Origin of the sequence: Lysinibacillus sp. NPDC093692, from assembly GCF_050280125.1 — a bacterium.
Taxonomy (GTDB): Bacteria; Bacillota; Bacilli; order Bacillales_A; family Planococcaceae; genus Lysinibacillus.
The window spans coordinates 83,409-101,192 of the sequence record NZ_JBNNUW010000013.1; the positions used below are offsets into that span (position 1 = coordinate 83,409).

Annotated in this window: 14 protein-coding genes and 1 riboswitch; of the genes, 3 read left to right on the top strand and 11 right to left on the bottom strand. The window is 36.7% G+C overall.

Going from position 1 to position 17,784, the window contains the following annotated elements; translation table 11 throughout:
• Positions 1-169: 169 nt before the first annotated feature.
• Both ACQKN4_RS15085 and ACQKN4_RS15090 read left to right on the top strand, forming a co-directional pair.
• Positions 170-820: a 5-bromo-4-chloroindolyl phosphate hydrolysis family protein gene (locus tag ACQKN4_RS15085; RefSeq protein ID WP_079562260.1), complete on the top strand. Its 651-nt coding sequence runs from the start codon at positions 170-172 to the stop codon at positions 818-820.
• Positions 817-1,881 carry a toxic anion resistance protein gene (locus tag ACQKN4_RS15090; RefSeq protein ID WP_427484068.1) on the top strand — a complete coding sequence of 355 codons (1,065 nt, stop codon included), beginning with the start codon at positions 817-819 and terminating at the stop codon, positions 1,879-1,881. Before ACQKN4_RS15085 ends, ACQKN4_RS15090 begins: the two co-directional genes overlap by 4 nt.
• 118 nt (positions 1,882-1,999) lie before the next feature.
• On the opposite strand, the gene ACQKN4_RS15095 is transcribed toward ACQKN4_RS15090, so the two are convergent.
• From ACQKN4_RS15095 to ACQKN4_RS15140, 10 genes are all read right to left on the bottom strand, one after another.
• Positions 2,000-2,197 carry a DUF6501 family protein gene (locus ACQKN4_RS15095; RefSeq protein ID WP_079562258.1) on the bottom strand — a complete coding sequence of 66 codons (198 nt, stop codon included), beginning with the start codon at positions 2,195-2,197 and terminating at the stop codon, positions 2,000-2,002.
• Positions 2,198-2,863: 666 nt separating this feature from the next.
• Complete coding sequence (locus ACQKN4_RS15100; RefSeq protein WP_427484069.1) at positions 2,864-3,091, bottom strand: hypothetical protein; 228 nt, start codon at positions 3,089-3,091, stop codon at positions 2,864-2,866.
• A 222-nt stretch (positions 3,092-3,313) separates the two neighbouring features.
• Entirely contained in the window at positions 3,314-4,045 is a 732-nt protein-coding gene (locus tag ACQKN4_RS15105) for an amino acid ABC transporter ATP-binding protein (RefSeq protein ID WP_079562256.1), read from the bottom strand.
• 12 nt (positions 4,046-4,057) lie between these two features.
• Entirely contained in the window at positions 4,058-4,783 is a 726-nt protein-coding gene (locus tag ACQKN4_RS15110; protein WP_079562255.1) for an amino acid ABC transporter permease, read from the bottom strand.
• A gap of 189 nt (positions 4,784-4,972) precedes the next feature.
• Positions 4,973-5,839 carry a transporter substrate-binding domain-containing protein gene (locus ACQKN4_RS15115; protein ID WP_427484070.1) on the bottom strand — a complete coding sequence of 289 codons (867 nt, stop codon included), beginning with the start codon at positions 5,837-5,839 and terminating at the stop codon, positions 4,973-4,975.
• A 115-nt stretch (positions 5,840-5,954) separates the two neighbouring features.
• Positions 5,955-6,141, bottom strand: a riboswitch (Lysine riboswitch).
• 537 nt (positions 6,142-6,678) lie between these two features.
• Positions 6,679-7,908 carry a 2-oxoglutarate dehydrogenase complex dihydrolipoyllysine-residue succinyltransferase gene (odhB, locus tag ACQKN4_RS15120; protein WP_427484071.1) on the bottom strand — a complete coding sequence of 410 codons (1,230 nt, stop codon included), beginning with the start codon at positions 7,906-7,908 and terminating at the stop codon, positions 6,679-6,681.
• Positions 7,909-8,002: 94 nt separating this feature from the next.
• Positions 8,003-10,825, bottom strand: a complete 2,823-nt coding sequence (locus ACQKN4_RS15125; protein ID WP_079562252.1) for a 2-oxoglutarate dehydrogenase E1 component — start codon at positions 10,823-10,825, stop codon at positions 8,003-8,005.
• Positions 10,826-11,055: 230 nt separating this feature from the next.
• Complete coding sequence (locus ACQKN4_RS15130) at positions 11,056-12,441, bottom strand: ATP-binding protein (RefSeq protein WP_427484072.1); 1,386 nt, start codon at positions 12,439-12,441, stop codon at positions 11,056-11,058.
• Positions 12,438-13,112 carry a response regulator transcription factor gene (locus tag ACQKN4_RS15135; protein WP_079562250.1) on the bottom strand — a complete coding sequence of 225 codons (675 nt, stop codon included), beginning with the start codon at positions 13,110-13,112 and terminating at the stop codon, positions 12,438-12,440. The genes ACQKN4_RS15130 and ACQKN4_RS15135 overlap by 4 nt, the downstream gene beginning before the upstream one ends.
• A 244-nt stretch (positions 13,113-13,356) precedes the next feature.
• Positions 13,357-15,372: a diguanylate cyclase domain-containing protein gene (locus ACQKN4_RS15140; protein WP_079562249.1), complete on the bottom strand. Its 2,016-nt coding sequence runs from the start codon at positions 15,370-15,372 to the stop codon at positions 13,357-13,359.
• Between the two features lie 529 nt (positions 15,373-15,901).
• Between ACQKN4_RS15140 and ACQKN4_RS15145 the strand changes: the two genes are divergently transcribed.
• Positions 15,902-16,450 carry a GNAT family N-acetyltransferase gene (locus tag ACQKN4_RS15145; RefSeq protein WP_427484073.1) on the top strand — a complete coding sequence of 183 codons (549 nt, stop codon included), beginning with the start codon at positions 15,902-15,904 and terminating at the stop codon, positions 16,448-16,450.
• A gap of 223 nt (positions 16,451-16,673) precedes the next feature.
• On the opposite strand, the gene ACQKN4_RS15150 is transcribed toward ACQKN4_RS15145, so the two are convergent.
• A complete protein-coding gene (locus tag ACQKN4_RS15150; protein ID WP_427484074.1) occupies positions 16,674-17,750 on the bottom strand; it encodes an undecaprenyldiphospho-muramoylpentapeptide beta-N-acetylglucosaminyltransferase in 1,077 nt (358 codons plus the stop codon).
• Between the last annotated feature and the right edge of the window lie 34 nt (positions 17,751-17,784).

The following is a 17,784-nucleotide window of genomic DNA, read 5'->3' on the forward strand; positions in this document are numbered from 1 at the left end:
CCACTGTGCCTATTAAAAAGATAAGGAAATTCCCTGTTCCAAAGTAATATCATTGAGAAACTTTACAAATAGCTGTAAAATTTATGTAAGGTTTATTTTTTCATTGAAACTTTATGTCGATTATTTCGTATAAGAAGATAGACATATTTAAATGCTAGGAGGAAGAAACATGCTCAGTGTCGGACAGTTTTTCTCTAGACATACCGCTAGCCTCTTAATTTCTCTCACAACTGTTTCTATCGCAGCATTTGCGGCAACACCAGGATACTTACTTGGTAGTTTATTGTTCGCTGGAACATACGCGTCAAGTACGACGTTGTTGAAACATAGACAGAAAAAGAAATTCATACAATTAGCCGGTATAACAAAAGAAGAATACAAACATATTGAAACTCAACTTAAAGCAGCCAATAAAAACATTCAAACATTAAGTCAAAACTACTTACGTGTACGTTCTGTTTCTGCATTTAAGCAATTACTCGAAATGACACGTATTTCAAAAAATATCGTGAAAATTGTTAAAACAGATCCACGAAAATTTTATAATGTTGAACAGTTTTTTTATGCACATCTCCCATCCGCTGTTGAATTAACGGATAAATATACGATGTTATCACGGCAGCCTGTGAAAGATAAGGAAATACAAATTACCTTATCTAAAACAAGAGAAACACTTACAGATTTAAATGATACGATTCAAATTGATTTAAAGGATGCGCTTTCTAACGACATCGACCATCTTCAAATGGAAATCGAATTTGCGAATCGTTCCAATATACGACGAAAAGAACAATTGGAGTGGCGAGGCGATGATAAGTGACGGCAAATGATCACGCATTTCAACTAAATACAATACAAGGTATTTCCCCTCTTGTGCAATCTTATTTAGAAACTACAAATAATGAGGCGATGGCGACGTATGAAACGCTATCGCCACTTGCACAAAGTCGTGCACTTTTATATGCTAGCCAGCTTGACCTAACTAACTTCGAATCAGTCCTGTCCTTAGGGCAAGATTCACAGCGATCACTTTCTCAATTTGCTGATCGAATGCTTGCACAAGTAAAACAGAAAGACGTCACAAAAATTGGCCAAATGTTAGACTCGTTAATGCATACATTAGACCGAGTGGACCCTAACGCATTAGAACCAAAAAAACAGTCCTTTTTTAAAAAAATGTTTGGTAAAATTGAGCCTACTGTTAAGCAAACATTAACGGAGTTTGAACGGACTAGTATCCAAGTAGAGCGAATTGGTGTTCAGCTTGAACGTGCACAGCTTCAAATGTTTAAAGATGTAGAAATGCTAGAAGAACTGTATGCACATAATAGAGGATACTTTGAAGAGTTAGCGACTGCCATTGCAGCTGGACAAATGAAGAAGCAGCAAGCCATTGAAGTTGAACTTCCAGAAAAAGTGACAAGTGTACAGGCATCAAAACAGCCACTAGCTGTCCAGCAGCTCAATGATTTTGCCGCTCAAATCGAACGTCTAGATCAACGTATTTATGACCTACAACTTTCTCAGCAAGTTGCCTTACAAACTGCGCCACAAATACGCATGATCCAACAATCCAATCAAACACTAGCGGAAAAAATAGAATTTTCAATCGTTACCCTTATTCCACTTTGGAAAAATCAGTTAGCTATGATGTTGTCTATGCATATGGATCATCGCTACGCGCAGCTAGAGGAAAAATTATCTCGTGCAAATGATCGTTTTACGAGCCCTTCCTTTGCACAGCAAGTATCAAAATTCAAAGAAACACAGCATGAGCTGAAGTCAGCTATCCAAGATGTCTTCGCCCTTCATACAGCTACTGAGCAGGAAAAAGAGCATCTACAAGAAGTTGCTGAATTAAAAACCTTTAAGCATGGATGATTCCGTTTTATCAACAAAAAAGGGTGGCTCAGAAATCATCTGAACCACCCTTTGGTTTTCATTCAAACCTATTGAATGAAAATCCGGAATCAATTACGCCAAGGCGAAATTGATTTGCTTATTCAAAATAATCTTTATAGTAGCCACCAATATTACCAGTGTTATCGATAATAAAAACGAACTCTTCTGTTTCGTTTTTCACATCATATTGTTGCCCTACTGTTAATACGTTTGACACTAAATATTTTGATGCATTTGTATGCTTACAAGTAACTGTGCGTACTGTTGGAGCATCTTTCCATTTTAAATGTAACATAATCTCTCTACCTCTCTTTACTAGCACGAAGCTAATGTATACAGCTTATTTTATAATATTTTTGTACGCTTGTGGAGAAAAAAACCATAGATGACCATATTTTCTCCCTAACTATCCATTTTTTTAACCATATCAATTTCGTATTGATGTAATAGGTGCTGTCGCACAGATAAACAATGCGTCTGAGGACATGTCTTCATTCAGTAGATATTTCACTGTAGCTCTCATCCCAATACATGCAGAGTTGGGAGTCTAAATGAATGGAGAAAATTAATAAAAAATTTTACTTCGAGGTGTTAACATGAGCTTTGGTGGTGTACCGCAATGGTTTTTTATCCTGGCCGTTGCATTTGCAATTTGTTTTATTTTATACGCAGAATGGAATTCTAGAAAATAACTCAGTAAAAAATTAAAAATGTACATTACTAAATTCAATTTTAGTAGTGTACGTTTTTATTTTTATTATACGGACTGCAGTGAACAAGCTCATCAGTCGCCCTTGCCACTTTACTTCGATATTCTGTTTGGAGACTTGAAAGTTTAAGTTACAATGTTAGCATCACTGAACTTTTGCTTCCTAAAACCATTTCGTGGTTTTCGTTTCAATAAAGTGCATAATAATTATAAAAAAGGCATTATCCTTTTCGAAAAAGAGTCCCCTTCAGCTTAAGAACAGCACATTACAGCCTTATCCATCTCTTTTTCATTTACTAAGACACTACCATTTTCATCAATAATGAAATCAACCCCGGCTTTAGAAAGCCTTTTTATCGCTGAATCAATAGTTTCTTGACTTTGTGTTGATGAATCAACCCATACGTTATAGCTTTTTTCTTGCGAACATCCAAGTAATAGAACACTAATTACGGTAAATAGAATACATAATTTTTTCAAAGTCCTACCCCCTTAACTGCCTAAAATTGAGGCTATCAGTAGAAGAAAGTTCCTAGAGTTGACTGTACCGTTAAATTGGAGTGGCCCAGATTATATCTTAATCACAAATAAAAGCTGAACTAATTTAGTTCAGCTTAATTGTTACACATTATATATTGACTATTAATAAAATTCGTTTGGACTCACTTTTTTAGTTATTCATTACCAAACGTGTAAACTTTTTTATCTTAATGTCCGTTTTAAAAACGCTTTTGTCCGTTCATGCTGAGGGTTTACTAAAACCTGAGTTGGAGGGCCATCCTCTACAATAACACCTTTATCCATAAAGACTACACGATCGGCTACTTCTTTAGCAAATTCCATTTCATGTGTAACGATTAACATCGTATTTCCAGAATCCGCTAACTGACGCATTACCTTTAATACTTCTCCAACCATTTCTGGATCGAGAGCTGACGTCGGTTCATCAAACAGCATTACATCTGGGCTCATTGACAATGCTCGTGCAATCGCTACACGCTGTTTTTGACCGCCAGATAGTTGCCGAGGCTTCGCATTGACGTATTGATCCATACCAACAATTTGTAAATATTTTAGTGCCACTTCATCCGCTTCTGCCTTCGAACGCTTTAATACTTTCATTTGACCAACTGTGCAATTTTTTAGCACATTATGATTATTGAATAAGTTAAATTGCTGGAATACCATGCCTAAATGTGTTCGGTACTCTTGGATATTATGTTTATCGTCTAAAATGTTTTCATCTTTATAAAAAATTTGACCGCCACTTGGTGTTTCCAGTAAATTAATGCAGCGTAGTAGTGTTGATTTACCAGATCCAGAAGAACCGATTAAGCAGACAACCTCACCCTTTTCTACTTGAAAATTTACATCCTTCAACACTTGGTTACGACCAAATGATTTACTTAAATGCTCTATTTTAATAACTGTCATTTGCTCATCCCCCTATACTGCTTCTTTCTGTTGTTTTTTGTAGGCATCTGGTCCATCCAGTCGCTTTTCAATATACAGTAAAATTCTTGATGCTGTGAATGTCATGACGAAATATAGGATACATGCTATAAAGAAGGATTCGAAATAGCGGAAGTTATTACCCGCAATCGACTTTGTTTGGAAAAATAATTCTGTAACCCCAATAACGTTTAAAACTGCTGTATCTTTAATGTTCATAATTAATTGGTTACCTGTTGCCGGCAATATATTTCGGGCAACTTGTGGTAATACAACATGTAGCATGATTTGAACATGATTCATGCCAATAGCCGATGCAGCCTCGTACTGCCCTTGATCAATGGAAACAATTCCACCTCGTACGATTTCTGCCATATAAGCACCTGTATTTAGTGAAACAACTAAAATACCTGCCGTAATAAAGTGCATATCAATGCCAAATGCTATATCTAATCCGTAAAATACAACCATTGCTTGTACAATCATTGGTGTACCACGGAAGAATTCGACATAGCATGTTAGTAAAAAATTAATGAGCTTTAAGCTATAGAAATTTACACCTTTTTTGCGAACCTTTATGGTATGCATAATTCCGATGAAAAATCCGATAAGTGCACCAATAATTGTACTACTAATTGAAATAAGTAATGTATAATAAGCACCTCGTAAAAACATTTGCCAGTTGTTCTCAACAATAGAAATAATCCAATCAAGACTCATGATGTACCTCCTAACAACGTCGTGTTGCTTTTTCGTTACTGTTGTCTCTTAGCTATCAACCACTTTCATTGGGCTTCTGTTTCTTTAATTTTATGAAACTATTAGCTAAGACATTATTATTTTTTTGTGATTGTTATTAAATGAGATGTTATGGAATGCACGGGCTAATAGTTAGCCCGTGCATTCTTGTTATTGTGCTGCTGGTTGGTGGTGGATTGCTTCTTCCATAATTTTTTGACGATCATCTTCTGAAATACCTTTTAAGATTTCATTGATTTTTTCAAGCTCAGCATCACCTTTACGTAAACCAACTGCAATAGATGTATTAGAAACATCTGTATCAAAGCCTTTTTCAAACTTTACATATGTGAATTTATCATTTGTAGCAGCAGCGGAAATACCTTCTGGACGTTCTGCTACATAGCCGTCAATTTTTCCAGCTTCTACTGCTACACGCATTGCTGGGAAGCTATCCATTGCTGTTTGTTTTTTTACACCTTTGATTTGATCAATAACAGTGTAGTTAGATGTATTTAATTGTGAAGTAATTTTTGCACCTGAGAAATCTTGAATAGATGTTGCATTTTCATATTTACTACCTTTTTTAACAACCATTACAAAATCAGATGTATAGTAATTGTCAGTGAAGTCGATTGTCTGCTTGCGCTCTGCAGTAGGTGACATACCTGCTATGATTGCATCTATTTTATTTGATTGTAGAGCTGGTACTAAGCCATCCCATTCCAATTTTACGATGACTAATTCTTTTCCTAAGCCTTCAGCTATTTTTTTCGCCATTTGTACATCATAACCGCCTGCATATTCTGCATTATCGGCAATTTTTACCGCGCCATTTGCATCACTTTGCTGCGTCCAGTTAAACGGAGCATAGCCCGCCTCCATCCCGATTCGGAATTGGCCGCTTTCTTCTTTCTTATCAGTACTTGCACTGCCATTACTAGACGATGTCGTCTCCTTCTTGTCACTAGCACCACAAGCTGCTAGCAAGATTGCTGTCATTACGGTCAACATTAATACTAACCATTTTCTTTTCATGTAACATTCCCCTTTTCTGTAAAAAAATAAGACAACTGTACCAAAAAAGACCTAAGTACTGAACTTAGGTCTTACTTTTTTAACAGTTGCCCAAATCCTCACTAAAATTCCATCATTCCGAGATAGCACAACCTAGTAAACCTGGAAAATAATTCACTAGGACAGTCCTGCACTTATTCACTGCAGACCCAGCATAAAAGTACGAGCTCCTTTTATACTTCGGCGATAGTTCCTTCTCCATTGCGTCTTCGCTTGCTTATACTCAACAATGAACTAATAAATACCGCGCCTCTACCTCACAATAGGATAAATGTGAGGTTTGTATATTTAATTGATATTAAGATACTACTATAAAAACAATATTTTCGTCAAGACAATTTTATTACTTTTCTGATTAATTACAATATTAGGGTTTTTTAGCCTTTTAAAGACATATATATACTTTTGCAAAGTCGAAAATGATTTATTCGAATGTTTTGTCGAGAAAGTCCGTAAAATCGCCCATGCTCCATTGTACGTACTCCAACCAACTTATATACGTGGATACGCTTGTAACACACGCGACAAAGAACTGATTTTTCAGAAATCAAGCAAATAATTAATATTTAAATTATTTTATAGTAATTCAAAAGAAATTGTTGAACTGTAAAGATAACACCATTTGCACTATACGCATTTTTACTGTGAAACTTTCACAAACGATCTCAGCTCTTCTTTCGGTCGCTTCGCTTGCTTTATCCGTCACTTTGGCTCTTTTATCCTTCCCTCCCACAAATGCTTCATAAAAAGCAAAAAAACCTTGCGAAACGATGTTCGCAAGGTTTTAAGAAACTCAGGAATTAAGAATTTAATAATAAATCTTCTGGGTTTTCAAGTAGTTCTTTAACAGTTTTAAGGAAGCCTACAGAATCTTTACCATCGATAATACGGTGGTCATAAGAAAGTGCTAAGTACATCATTGGGCGAATTTCTACTTCACCATTCACTTCAACTGGACGTTTTTTGATTGAGTGCATACCAAGGATACCAGCTTGTGTACCATTCATGATAGGTGTAGACATTAATGAACCGAATACACCACCATTTGTAATTGTGAATGAGCCACCTGAAAGATCTGCTAAACCTAATTTTTTGTCGCGTGCTTTTTTAGCTAGGTCTGCAATTGAATCTTCAATTTCAGCAAAGTTTTTGCGGTCAGCGTCACGTACTACTGGTACTACTAAACCTTCTTCTGTTGATACAGCTACACCGATATCAAAGAAGTTGTTTAAGTGAATTTCATCGCCAGAGATTTGTGCATTCACATATGGGTATTTTTTAAGTGCTGCAACTACAGCTTTTGTGAAGAATGACATGAAACCAAGTTTAGAGCCAGTTGACTCGAAGAATTGGTCTTTTTTACGAGAACGTAAAGCCATAACGTTTGTCATATCTACTTCGTTAAATGTTGTTAACATTGCTGTAGATTGTTTTACTTCAAGTAAGCGTTTTGCAATTGTTTGGCGACGACGGCTCATTTTTTCAATTGTCACACGTGATTCATCAACAGCTGCTACTGCTTTAGGTGCTGCTGGAGCTGCTTGTGGTGCTGCTACTGGAGCTGTACCATGAGCTGCAACGTCTTGTACACGTACACGGCCTTGTGGATCTACTGGAGATACAGCAGCAAGGTCAATACCTTTTTCACGAGCAAGTTTACGTGCTGCTGGAGACGCGATTACACGCTCACCAGAAGTTTCTACTACAACTGGAGCTGCTGCAACTGGAGCAGGTGCTGCTGGAGCTGGAGCTGCCTCAACTGGAGCTGCTGCAACTGGAGCAGGTGCTGCACCTTCGCCAGCTTCTACAACTGCGATTACTTGACCTACAAGTACAGTATCGCCTTCTTCAGCTAAAATTTGAGTTAAAACTCCTGCTTCTTCAGAGATGATTTCAGCGTTTACTTTATCTGTTTCAAGTTCAACGATGAATTCACCCTTTTCAACGCGATCGCCCACTTTTTTTACCCACTGTGCGATACTACCTTCTGTAATCGATTCTGCTAATTCAGGGACTTTAATTTCAGCCACTTTCATTTCCTCCTTTAATTAACGTGCATTGGTGCACATCAATGGGCTACTGCCTAAGCAAGTAGCCCGGCTCTCAAAAATATTTAATATATGATTATTTAACCTTTACAGGCTCAGCAACTGCTTCTTCTACAAGTGCGGCTTGAGCTGCTTTATGAGAATCTGCATCACCTTCAGAAGTTGAGCTCATTGCAGGACGGCCTACATAACGTAGCTTTTTACCTTCTGAAAGGTCGTGTAATGTTTCTAATGCATAATTCCAAGAACCTTGGTTTTTAGGCTCTTCTTGTACCCAAACAATTTCTTTTACATTAGGATACTTAGCAATAATACCAGCAACTTGCTCTTTTGGGAATGGGTAAAGTTGTTCTACACGAGTAATGTGTAGGTGATCGAAGCCTTCACCGTCTTTAATACGGTCTGCGATGTCGATCATGACTTTACCTGAACCTAAAACAATGCGCTCTACAGCTTCTGGTTTTGAACCTAGGCCTGGTTGTTCAATTACTTCTTGGAATGAACCATTTGCTAATTGATCAGCATTTGCTGCAGCTAATGGGTGACGAAGTAAGTACTTAGGTGATACAACCACAAGTGGACGAACGCCTTCAGTACCTAATAATGCTGCTTGACGACGTAATAAGTGGTAGTAGTTACCTGCGTTTGAACAGTTTGCTACGAACCAGTTATTTTCAGCTGACATTTGTAAGTAACGTTCCATACGGCTTGAAGAGTGTTCTGGACCTTGACCTTCATAACCATGTGGTAAAAGAATTACTAAACCAGATTTTTGACCCCATTTAGCACGTGCACCTGAAATATAGTTATCGAACATAACTTGTGCCATGTTAGCAAAGTCACCAAATTGAGCTTCCCATACTGATAATACATGGTCGTTTTCTATATTGTAACCATATTCAAAGCCTACTACCCCAGCTTCTGTAAGTGGAGAGTTGTGTACTGAAAATGATGCATTTGCACCTGAAATATGGTGAAGTGGCGTGAATAAATTACCATTGTTTTTGTCATGTAACACTAGGTGACGTTGAGAGAACGTACCACGTTGTGCATCTTGACCTGTAAATCGTACTGGTGTGCCATCTTGAATAATTGTTGCATAAGCTAAAGTTTCTGCATGACCCCAGTCGATTTTTGCAGAAGCAAATGCATCACGGCGTTTTTCTAAAATTTTGCCAAGCTTTTTCTGTGGTTCAAAGTTTTCTTCAAACACTAAAAGCTCTTCATTTATTTTTTCTAAACGTTCCGCACCAACTGCTGTATCAATTTGTGGGAATTCTACTTTTAATTCTTCTGGCATTTCTAAATGTTTATGTTCATCTTTATCTGCCATTTCTCTTACATGATCATAAGCTGCTTGCATTTCTGCATAAATAGCTTTATCTAAAGCTGCTACTTCATCAGCAGAAACTACACCTTCAGCTGCTAATTGAGCACCGTATAAAGAACGGACAGGTTCATGTTTAGAAACTAATTTATACGTTTCAGGGTTTGTTACAGTTGGGTCATCCGTTTCATTATGACCATGACGACGGTAACCAAGAAGGTCAACGATAATATCTTTACCGAATTTTTGACGGTAGCTAGCTGCGAAACGACCAACTAAAACTACAGATTCAGGGCTATCTGCATTTACATGCACAACTGGTACTTCATAACCTTTTGCAGGGTCAGAAGAATATACAGATGAGCGAGAGTCTTGTAGTTCAGTTGTAAATCCAATCATGTTGTTAGCAATGATGTGGATTGTACCACCAGTAGTGAACCCTTCAGTTTTTGCAAAGTTTAATACTTCTGTTACGATCCCTTGACCTGGGAACGCAGCATCACCATGCACAAGAATTCCTAATCCTTTTGTGCGGTTATGAATAGCTTGCCCTGGTTTAGAAGTGTCATCTTGTGCAGCACGTGCAGTACCTAAAACAACAGGATTTCCTACTTCTAAGTGAGAAGGGTTGTAAGCAAGTTTAACATTCATACCAGATTCGCGGTTGTAAGAAGCACCCATGTGGTATTTTACATCACCAGTCCAGCCTTTAGTAATTTCAAGGCGACCATCTTCTGGCATAAATAATTCATTAGAAACATGTGCGAAATCAGAGAACATCATGTCATATGGTTTATTTAAAATGTGTGTTAACACATTTAAACGACCACGGTGGGCCATACCAATACGTACATTTTTAACGCTATTTGTTTCAGCTGTTTTCAAAATTTCATCGAATAGGACGATTTGAGTATCTAAACCTTCACCAGAGAAACGCTTTTGACCTACAAAAGTTTTATGAATAAACTTCTCGAAGTTTTCAACACGAGTTAAACGGTCTAATAAAGCTTTTTTCTCATCAGAAGCTAATGCTTGTTTAAATGAAGCTGTTTCAATTTGTGCTTGAATCCAATCACGTTCTTCAGTTGCTACTACGTGATTATATTCAAATGCTACTTTATCTGTATAAACAGATTTTAAGTAATCGATTGCATCCTTACCATTTTTCACGTTTGCTGGCACATCTTTGAAGAAGACAGCTGCAGGAATTTCAGCTAAATCTGCAGCGCTTAAGTTGAACGCGCTTTCTTCAATTTGAGCTGTTTGTAGTTCACGGTTTTTCAAAGGATAAATATCTGCCGCTAAATGACCGTTTGTACGGATTGCATCTGCTAATTTCACAGCTGCTAACACTTTCTTGTAATCGCCAGCAGGAGCTGCTGCATTACTAGCTACAGCTACTTCACCTTCTACTACTACTGGTGCACCAAATTGTTGGAATAATAATACTAACTCCGGTTCTACTTCTTCAGGAGACTGTAAGAATAAGTCGTATTGCTCCATCACATATCCTAGGTTAGGACCAGAAAAAGCTGACCATGGAGAACTTACAGTTGTAACGTTGTTCGACATGAAAAATGACCTCCAAATTTTGCCTTTCGGCAGTTCCATTAATTAAATTACAATTAATTATATAATAATTTTCCGTTCTTTTAAAGGATGTTTGACTTCTCATCCATTATTTAAAGAACGTTTTTTCCATCTCAATCTTACTACTCTTCACAAAAAATACAACTCTTTTTAGCAAATTAAGCAATTTTTTTCCCAAAGGATAGAATAATGAAATAAAGCGTGTATTTTTCTCAATTTTTCAAAGGGAATTTCATGAAGAAAACGGTTCCAACATTTTTCTCACTCTTGACTTCTACAGAGCCATTGTATTTTTCAAGTAACATTTTTGTAATACTAAGCCCTAAGCCTGTTCCTCCGATTTGACGATTCCTTGCCTCGTCGACCCGATAAAAGCGATCAAAAATGAATGGAATATTTTCTTTCGCTATTCCAATCCCATTATCTTCCACTTTTAACAATACTTCCTTCTCGGAAACAGCAAGTGAAATTTGAATTTCAGGAACTATTTCACAATAACGAATAGCATTTTCTATTATATTACGAACAATTTGGCTAAGTGCATTTTCTGTTATAAATATCCGCCCTATTTCCTCATTTTTCGACAGTGTTATTCGAGCTTTTGGGTGAAAGAGTCTCGTCTCTTCGATTACCGCTTCTATAACAGCTACTGCATCAGCCTCACTATCGATATCTTTTTCCTCACGACGAGCAAGTTCTAGTAATTCTTCGATCATTTTTCGCATTCGTGCAATTTCCGTTAGCGAAGTATTAATAGATTCCTCTAAAATTTCAGGATCATCCTTCCCCCATCTTTTCAAAAGGGATAGATGCCCTTCAATTGCCTGAATAGGCGTTCGTAATTCGTGAGAGGCATCTGCAACAAATTGTTGCTGCTGTGCAAATGATATTTGCAATTCATTCATCATCGTATTGTACATTTTCAATAAATCACCTATCTCATCATGAGACGTGTAAGTTAGTTGAATCGGTTCATTAAATCCTTTATCCATAACGGTTTTCATCGATGAACGTAACGCCCGTAATGGTTTCATCAAATAATTTGCAAGATAAAAACCAATAGATGCTGATAACAATAATGCTCCTAAGCCCGCTATTAGCATTGTCGTCAATAAATAATGCATCAAAGACTGGAACTTCGATAAAGGATGAATCACCTGAATATATCCATGAAAGAAACCAAGTTGAATCGGTTCATTAATGACAATGACATCTTTTTTATCAATTGTCATATCAATAATTTCCCCCATTGAGGAAAGAGGTGCAGCCTGGGAAGTATTATTAATACGAAGAATCTGATCGCCATCTAAATTAAACATTCTAATCGTTTGATCACGATCGGCAATAGAATCTATAAGACCTTTATTTTGTTGAATTTCCTGAATGGTAAGATTAGGTCCTTGTGACTCTAAAAAATACACCAAATCATCGCTTGTCCGTTTGATTTTACTTGCCTCGTCATTTGATAGCCATGTATGAAGTGAAATATATACGACAATACATATAATAGTATAGCTAAAAAATATAACAGCACTAGAAGTTAGCATCCATTTTCTTTGTAATGACTGATTGACTAAATAATCTCTCCATTTTTTCATTCACGCATCACATACCCAACCCCACGAACGGTTTCAATATAGGCATTCGTATCACCCGGTAGTTTCGTTCGCAAATGCCGAATATATACATCTACGACATTTGTCTCTATATCCGTATCATACCCCCATACGGAGGTTAAAATTAGCTCCCGTGTACAAACTTTGTTTTTATGTTCTATTAATAGTTTTAGTAGATCATATTCTGTTTTCGTTAAATCAAGCTTATTCCCTTGTACAAAAACTTCATATGCCGCGATATCCATTTCGATATCTCGAAAATGTAATGATTTCTCCATTTTTTCATCCGGTGTCACCCGACGTAAAATAGTACGAATTCTAGCTAATAGTTCTTCAATAGCGAATGGTTTTACTATGTAGTCATCTGCACCAGCATCTAAGCCAGCTACACGATCCATCACAGCATCTCGTGCCGTTAACAATATAATAGGTACTTTCGATTGCGTGCGTATTCGACGACAAATTTCAATTCCATTTATACCCGGAAGCATTACATCTAATAACAACACATCAAAATTATCAGATGAAGCTAGTTCAAGTCCTTCACGTCCATCAAAAGCGACTAATACATCATAGCCTTCATGTTTTAATTCTAGTTCTACAAAACGAGCGATATGCTTCTCATCTTCCACCAAAAGTATTTTTTTCGGCATTACATCACCTTCTATTCCAAATTAACGATAAGGTTTTTTCCTTAATCCGGTTATAGCATACCATCAAACAAAAAGTCTGTACCACAAGCAACTACTTGTAATACAGACTTTTTTTAAAATTCTAAGGAGAAATCATTGTATCCATGCGATAACGGCTAATTGACCAGCATCGCTAAAAACGCCAGTCATTACCGAAATGACCGACATTGAGTCGGCCCTTGTGTTGTTGCCGAGGCATAGTTGATTAAATGTCAGTAATATAGTGATTATTTTTCCCGATTTCCTTCGCTTTATATAAAGCTTGATCTGCTAATTCTAGCAATCCATTTAATGTTTGACCGTGATCCGGATAATAAGCGATACCAATGGACGCTGTTGGTGCAAAGTGATGTTTTTCAATCGTCCAACCTTTTTTCAGTTCATTACGAATGCGATTTATAATATCCATCATTTGAGTATGCCTCGTCTTACCATCCCTAGTTAAATCTGTTAAGACGACAACGAATTCATCACCACCCATTCGAATCACTAAATCGTGGTTACGTACCGCGGTGATTAATACTTGACCAAACTTTCGGATAAAATCATCCCCCGTGTCATGGCCATGCTGATCATTTACAGTCTTAAAGTCATCCCCATCGATATAGAGTATAGCTAAACACTCATTATGTTCTTTTGCTTCTGCCAATATTTTCGGGAACTCCTTGTTTAAAAAACGGCGATTTGGTAATTGTGTTAATGTATCGTGATAGGCTAAATATAATAGATCATTCTCTCGTTCCTTACGATGAGTAATCTCTCGAGATACCATCATAATTTGTGATACTTTTTCACGCTTTGGATCATGAACAACTGTTACGTTTCCTTCAGTCCAAACAGGCGTACCGTCCTTCGCCTTTAGTAGAAGCTCAAATTGTGTTTCTGTTAGACCCGAAAAATTATTTAGAAACGTTTGCCAAGCCTTCTTACTTTGTTCATCTACAATATTATTGTAAAACTGACCTTGTAATTCTACATTTTCGTAGCCTAAATACATCTCATAAGAAGGCGAGGCATAAATAATGATGCCATCTTCGTTCGTTATGACAATTAAATCATTTGTATTTTCTGTAATGAGACGGAATGTTCGTTCAATATTTTTCAATTCCGTTAACATTCTTTTCTTGTCCGTAATATTATAGTTAATGGATAAATATTGTTCTGTTTCGCCAAATTCATTTTTCAATGGAACTATAGTTGTCTCTACCCAGCAATCAGCATGGAATTTTGTACGATAGCATAACTCCCCTCTCCAAACACTCCCCGTCCTAAGTATTTGTACTAACTCTTCTGTATCGTTACGAGGCTCGATTAATTCTAAGGAAGATTGACCTATTAGCTCTTCTGCAATGAAGCCTGTTGCATTTAAAAACAAATCATTTACTTCTAAAATTTTTGCATTTCTATCTAGAACAGCAATGGAAGCTGCAGAATTGAGTGCAGCCTTAAACACCTCTAAACCATGAGATTTTGAGCGTAACTCTGCCTTTTGTTCGGTGAATTGTGTGAAATCCTGCATGATAAGAAAAATAGCAAAAGAGTTATCCCCCTGCATAACTGGGGATAGTGAAACTAAATACTTGCGCTCTTTTTTATCCAGTGTATGAAGCTTAATGAGTTTTTCGCCAATATTTTCGCCCATAGCTGCTTTTTGTAAATAGTTCTGTATATTTTCTACTTCATCTTTAGGAACAATCGGTAGATCAATGAATAGATGCTGTTTAACTGTTTCAGTATCTAATTCAAAGTCTTTTGTAAAGCTGGCATTCACTTCATAAATAGTCCCTTCAGCTGATAAGATGACTGTCGAAAAGAAGGCATGATCAAACATTGAACGCAGAAACAAAAACTTATCTTCGATGCTACGATCATAGAGAATCTCTTTAGTTATAGCTAAAATATAGTCTTCTTTATTATGTTTAAGCGGACGAACAGATGTCTCGTATTTACGAACCTCTGATTTATAATAGGCATAATCCACATAATCAACTTGACTACGCATTATAATCGCTTGATTGTAATTTTCTTGAATTGTAGTGAAACTACGACTTTGGGTAAGGGAAGAAAGCATTTTCCCATTCGCCTCTTGTGGAAACAAAGCTCTAGCTGCTTGATTTAAGCGAATATATTGATAATCGTCTCCCACTTTTTTCATTAAAAAGACAAAATCTTTTCCAAAAAATAATTCATTAAATAAGACTTCGCTTAAAAGATATTTCATGCTGCCACCCCATAAGTCGTTAATAGTAATATAGTTTTTGTTCATACAAAAAAATCAATACTACTATTATAACATAATTTAAAAGAACTACCCTTCTCGAATTGGAAAATTTATATCCTTTTTAGGGTAATTTTTGATATTTTACCTCTTTTAAAGAAATAAAATAATCCTAAAGAAACACTATTTTATTCAAAAATTGATATTATAGACTTAATACTCTACAAAATTATACATTAACAGTTTTTAACTATCTACCCGATTACCTATTTTTCAGAATTTTCAGTCACAAAAACTTATTTTTTGTTTTAGCGAGGAAAATGATTGCATAAAGCAGTGTGATTGTTATATTATATTAAAAAAACTAGCCTTTTTTCGGTATGGTCGAAAAATCAGTAAGACAGCGGGAGATTATGGTTATCATAGTTTGAACGTCTAGTTCTTTGGGTTTTAATTCCAGTACGAATTTTAGTTTTCTTCTTTATGTTTTAAAGGAATTGTTTTAACTACCCTAGTAAAGGAGGCGTTTCGTATGCTTAAACATCGAGACCTACATGAATGTACAGAGCTCTATGAGCTATTATCACACCCTTCTGTATTCCCTTTTGTCCGTCAAAAAGCCACATCTGCTGATGAATATTGGTTTATGACAAAACAACTGATTGAAGAAGAAGCGAAGGGACTCGCTATTTCAAGGACAATTACTGATGATTGGGGTCAACCGATCGGCACCATTAGCATTCATGATGTGGAGGATGGTGCAGGCTTTATAGGAACGTGGATCGGACTCCCTTATCAAGGTTTAGGTTATAACCAAAAAGCAAAAATGCTTTTTTTGAATGAACTATTTTTTGATTATAATTTCCATACGGTATTTCTCCGTATTCGAATTGAAAATATAAAATCACAGCGTGCAGCCTTAAAGCTACCTTATGTTGTGAGCGCAAATGAAAGTCATCCAACATTATTAGCACAAGTTAACAGAGGCGAGGCGCAATTTAATTTATATAAAATCCCAAAAGACTTATTCTACCTTACAACTGCCAATCAAGTGGCGGAAGGCGAAGAACAAGCGATGTAATTTCATAAAGCGAAACTATAATCAGCGATGGTTTTCTGCAGCCTTCGCTGATCATTTGTCTTTACCAGTCTTTACTTTCGATAAAGATTAATTACTGCCCGTTCATCCCGGATAAAAATAAGCTATGTGCTCCGTCTTCATGACAGACACATAGCTTATTTTTAGCTTTGTTTCATTTTATTACTGTAATTGTGTTTTAATTAAAGGCTGTGATAACGAAAAACTACTTTTTATATTGTAAAATCAATTTCGCCATTTCTTCAGGGGTTTTCGGTCTTTGCGTTTTTTCCATCGTTGAAACCATTTCTGCTTTACGCTCTGTTAACACATGAACTGATTTTTTAAACGATTCCTTTGTTAACTCTTCCTCTTGCAACACTTCTGCATAGCCTTGTCTTTTAAATAAGTTGGCATTTAATATTTGGTCACCACGACTTTTTTGTGCAGATAACGGCACTAGCAACATCGGCTTGTGCAGTGCTAAAAATTCAAAAATCGAATTAGAACCCGCACGTGAGACGATAAAGTCTGCTGCGTGTAATAGCTCCGGCAATTCCGTTGTCACATATTCAAATTGTTTGTATCCAGACATCGATTCAAATGATTCGTCGTAGTTCCCTTTACCACACAAATGGATGATCTGAAACTGCTTCACAAGCTCTGGTAAATTTTGACGAAGTGCATCATTCAAGACAACTGAACCTAGACTGCCTCCCATCACAAGAAGAACAGGTTTTAATGTGGTAAAACCACAAAGAGCTAACCCTTTCGCTCGATCTCCCATAAATAACTCTTCGCGAATAATAGAGCCTGTGCATGTTGCCTTTTCTTTCGGCAGATGCTGTAATGTTTCCTCAAAAATCGTAAAGATGTGTGATGCAAATGGTAGCGCAATTTTATTGGCTAAGCCAGGTGTAACATCTGATTCATGAATGACTACGGGAACACCAGCAAATTTCGCAGCCATGACAACAGGGACAGAAACAAATCCGCCCTTTGAAAAAATGACTTGTGGTTTCACTTTTTTAATAATACGAAAAGCCTGCATCATTCCAGCAAGCACTTTAAATGGATCTGTAAAATTTTTCATCGAGAAATAACGGCGCAATTTCCCACTAGAAATACCGTAAAACGGAACATTAGGAAACGCCTCGCCTATTAATTCTTTCTCAATGCCTTGGTCTGAGCCAATATAATGGACATCATAACCTAGTTCTTGTAAAGACGGGAGTATCGCTTGATTAAGCGATACGTGACCAGCTGTCCCTCCACCGGTTAAAATGATTGTTTGTTGATTCACATTAATTCTCCTATTCCATCAATTATGCACCGGC

Bases quoted from the DNA above. Each gene is read 5' to 3' on its own strand.
- ACQKN4_RS15115 (WP_427484070.1), bottom strand. From the start codon at position 5,839: ATGAAAAGAAAATGGTTAGTATTAATGTTGACCGTAATGACAGCAATC.
- ACQKN4_RS15140 (WP_079562249.1), bottom strand. From the start codon at position 15,372: ATGAAATATCTTTTAAGCGAAGTCTTATTTAATGAATTATTTTTTGGA.
- ACQKN4_RS15125 (WP_079562252.1), bottom strand. From the start codon at position 10,825: ATGTCGAACAACGTTACAACTGTAAGTTCTCCATGGTCAGCTTTTTCT.
- ACQKN4_RS15110 (WP_079562255.1), bottom strand. From the start codon at position 4,783: ATGAGTCTTGATTGGATTATTTCTATTGTTGAGAACAACTGGCAAATG.
- ACQKN4_RS15145 (WP_427484073.1), top strand. From the start codon at position 15,902: ATGCTTAAACATCGAGACCTACATGAATGTACAGAGCTCTATGAGCTA.
- ACQKN4_RS15135 (WP_079562250.1), bottom strand. From the start codon at position 13,112: ATGCCGAAAAAAATACTTTTGGTGGAAGATGAGAAGCATATCGCTCGT.
- ACQKN4_RS15095 (WP_079562258.1), bottom strand. From the start codon at position 2,197: ATGTTACATTTAAAATGGAAAGATGCTCCAACAGTACGCACAGTTACT.
- ACQKN4_RS15105 (WP_079562256.1), bottom strand. From the start codon at position 4,045: ATGACAGTTATTAAAATAGAGCATTTAAGTAAATCATTTGGTCGTAAC.
- ACQKN4_RS15130 (WP_427484072.1), bottom strand. From the start codon at position 12,441: ATGAAAAAATGGAGAGATTATTTAGTCAATCAGTCATTACAAAGAAAA.
- ACQKN4_RS15085 (WP_079562260.1), top strand. From the start codon at position 170: ATGCTCAGTGTCGGACAGTTTTTCTCTAGACATACCGCTAGCCTCTTA.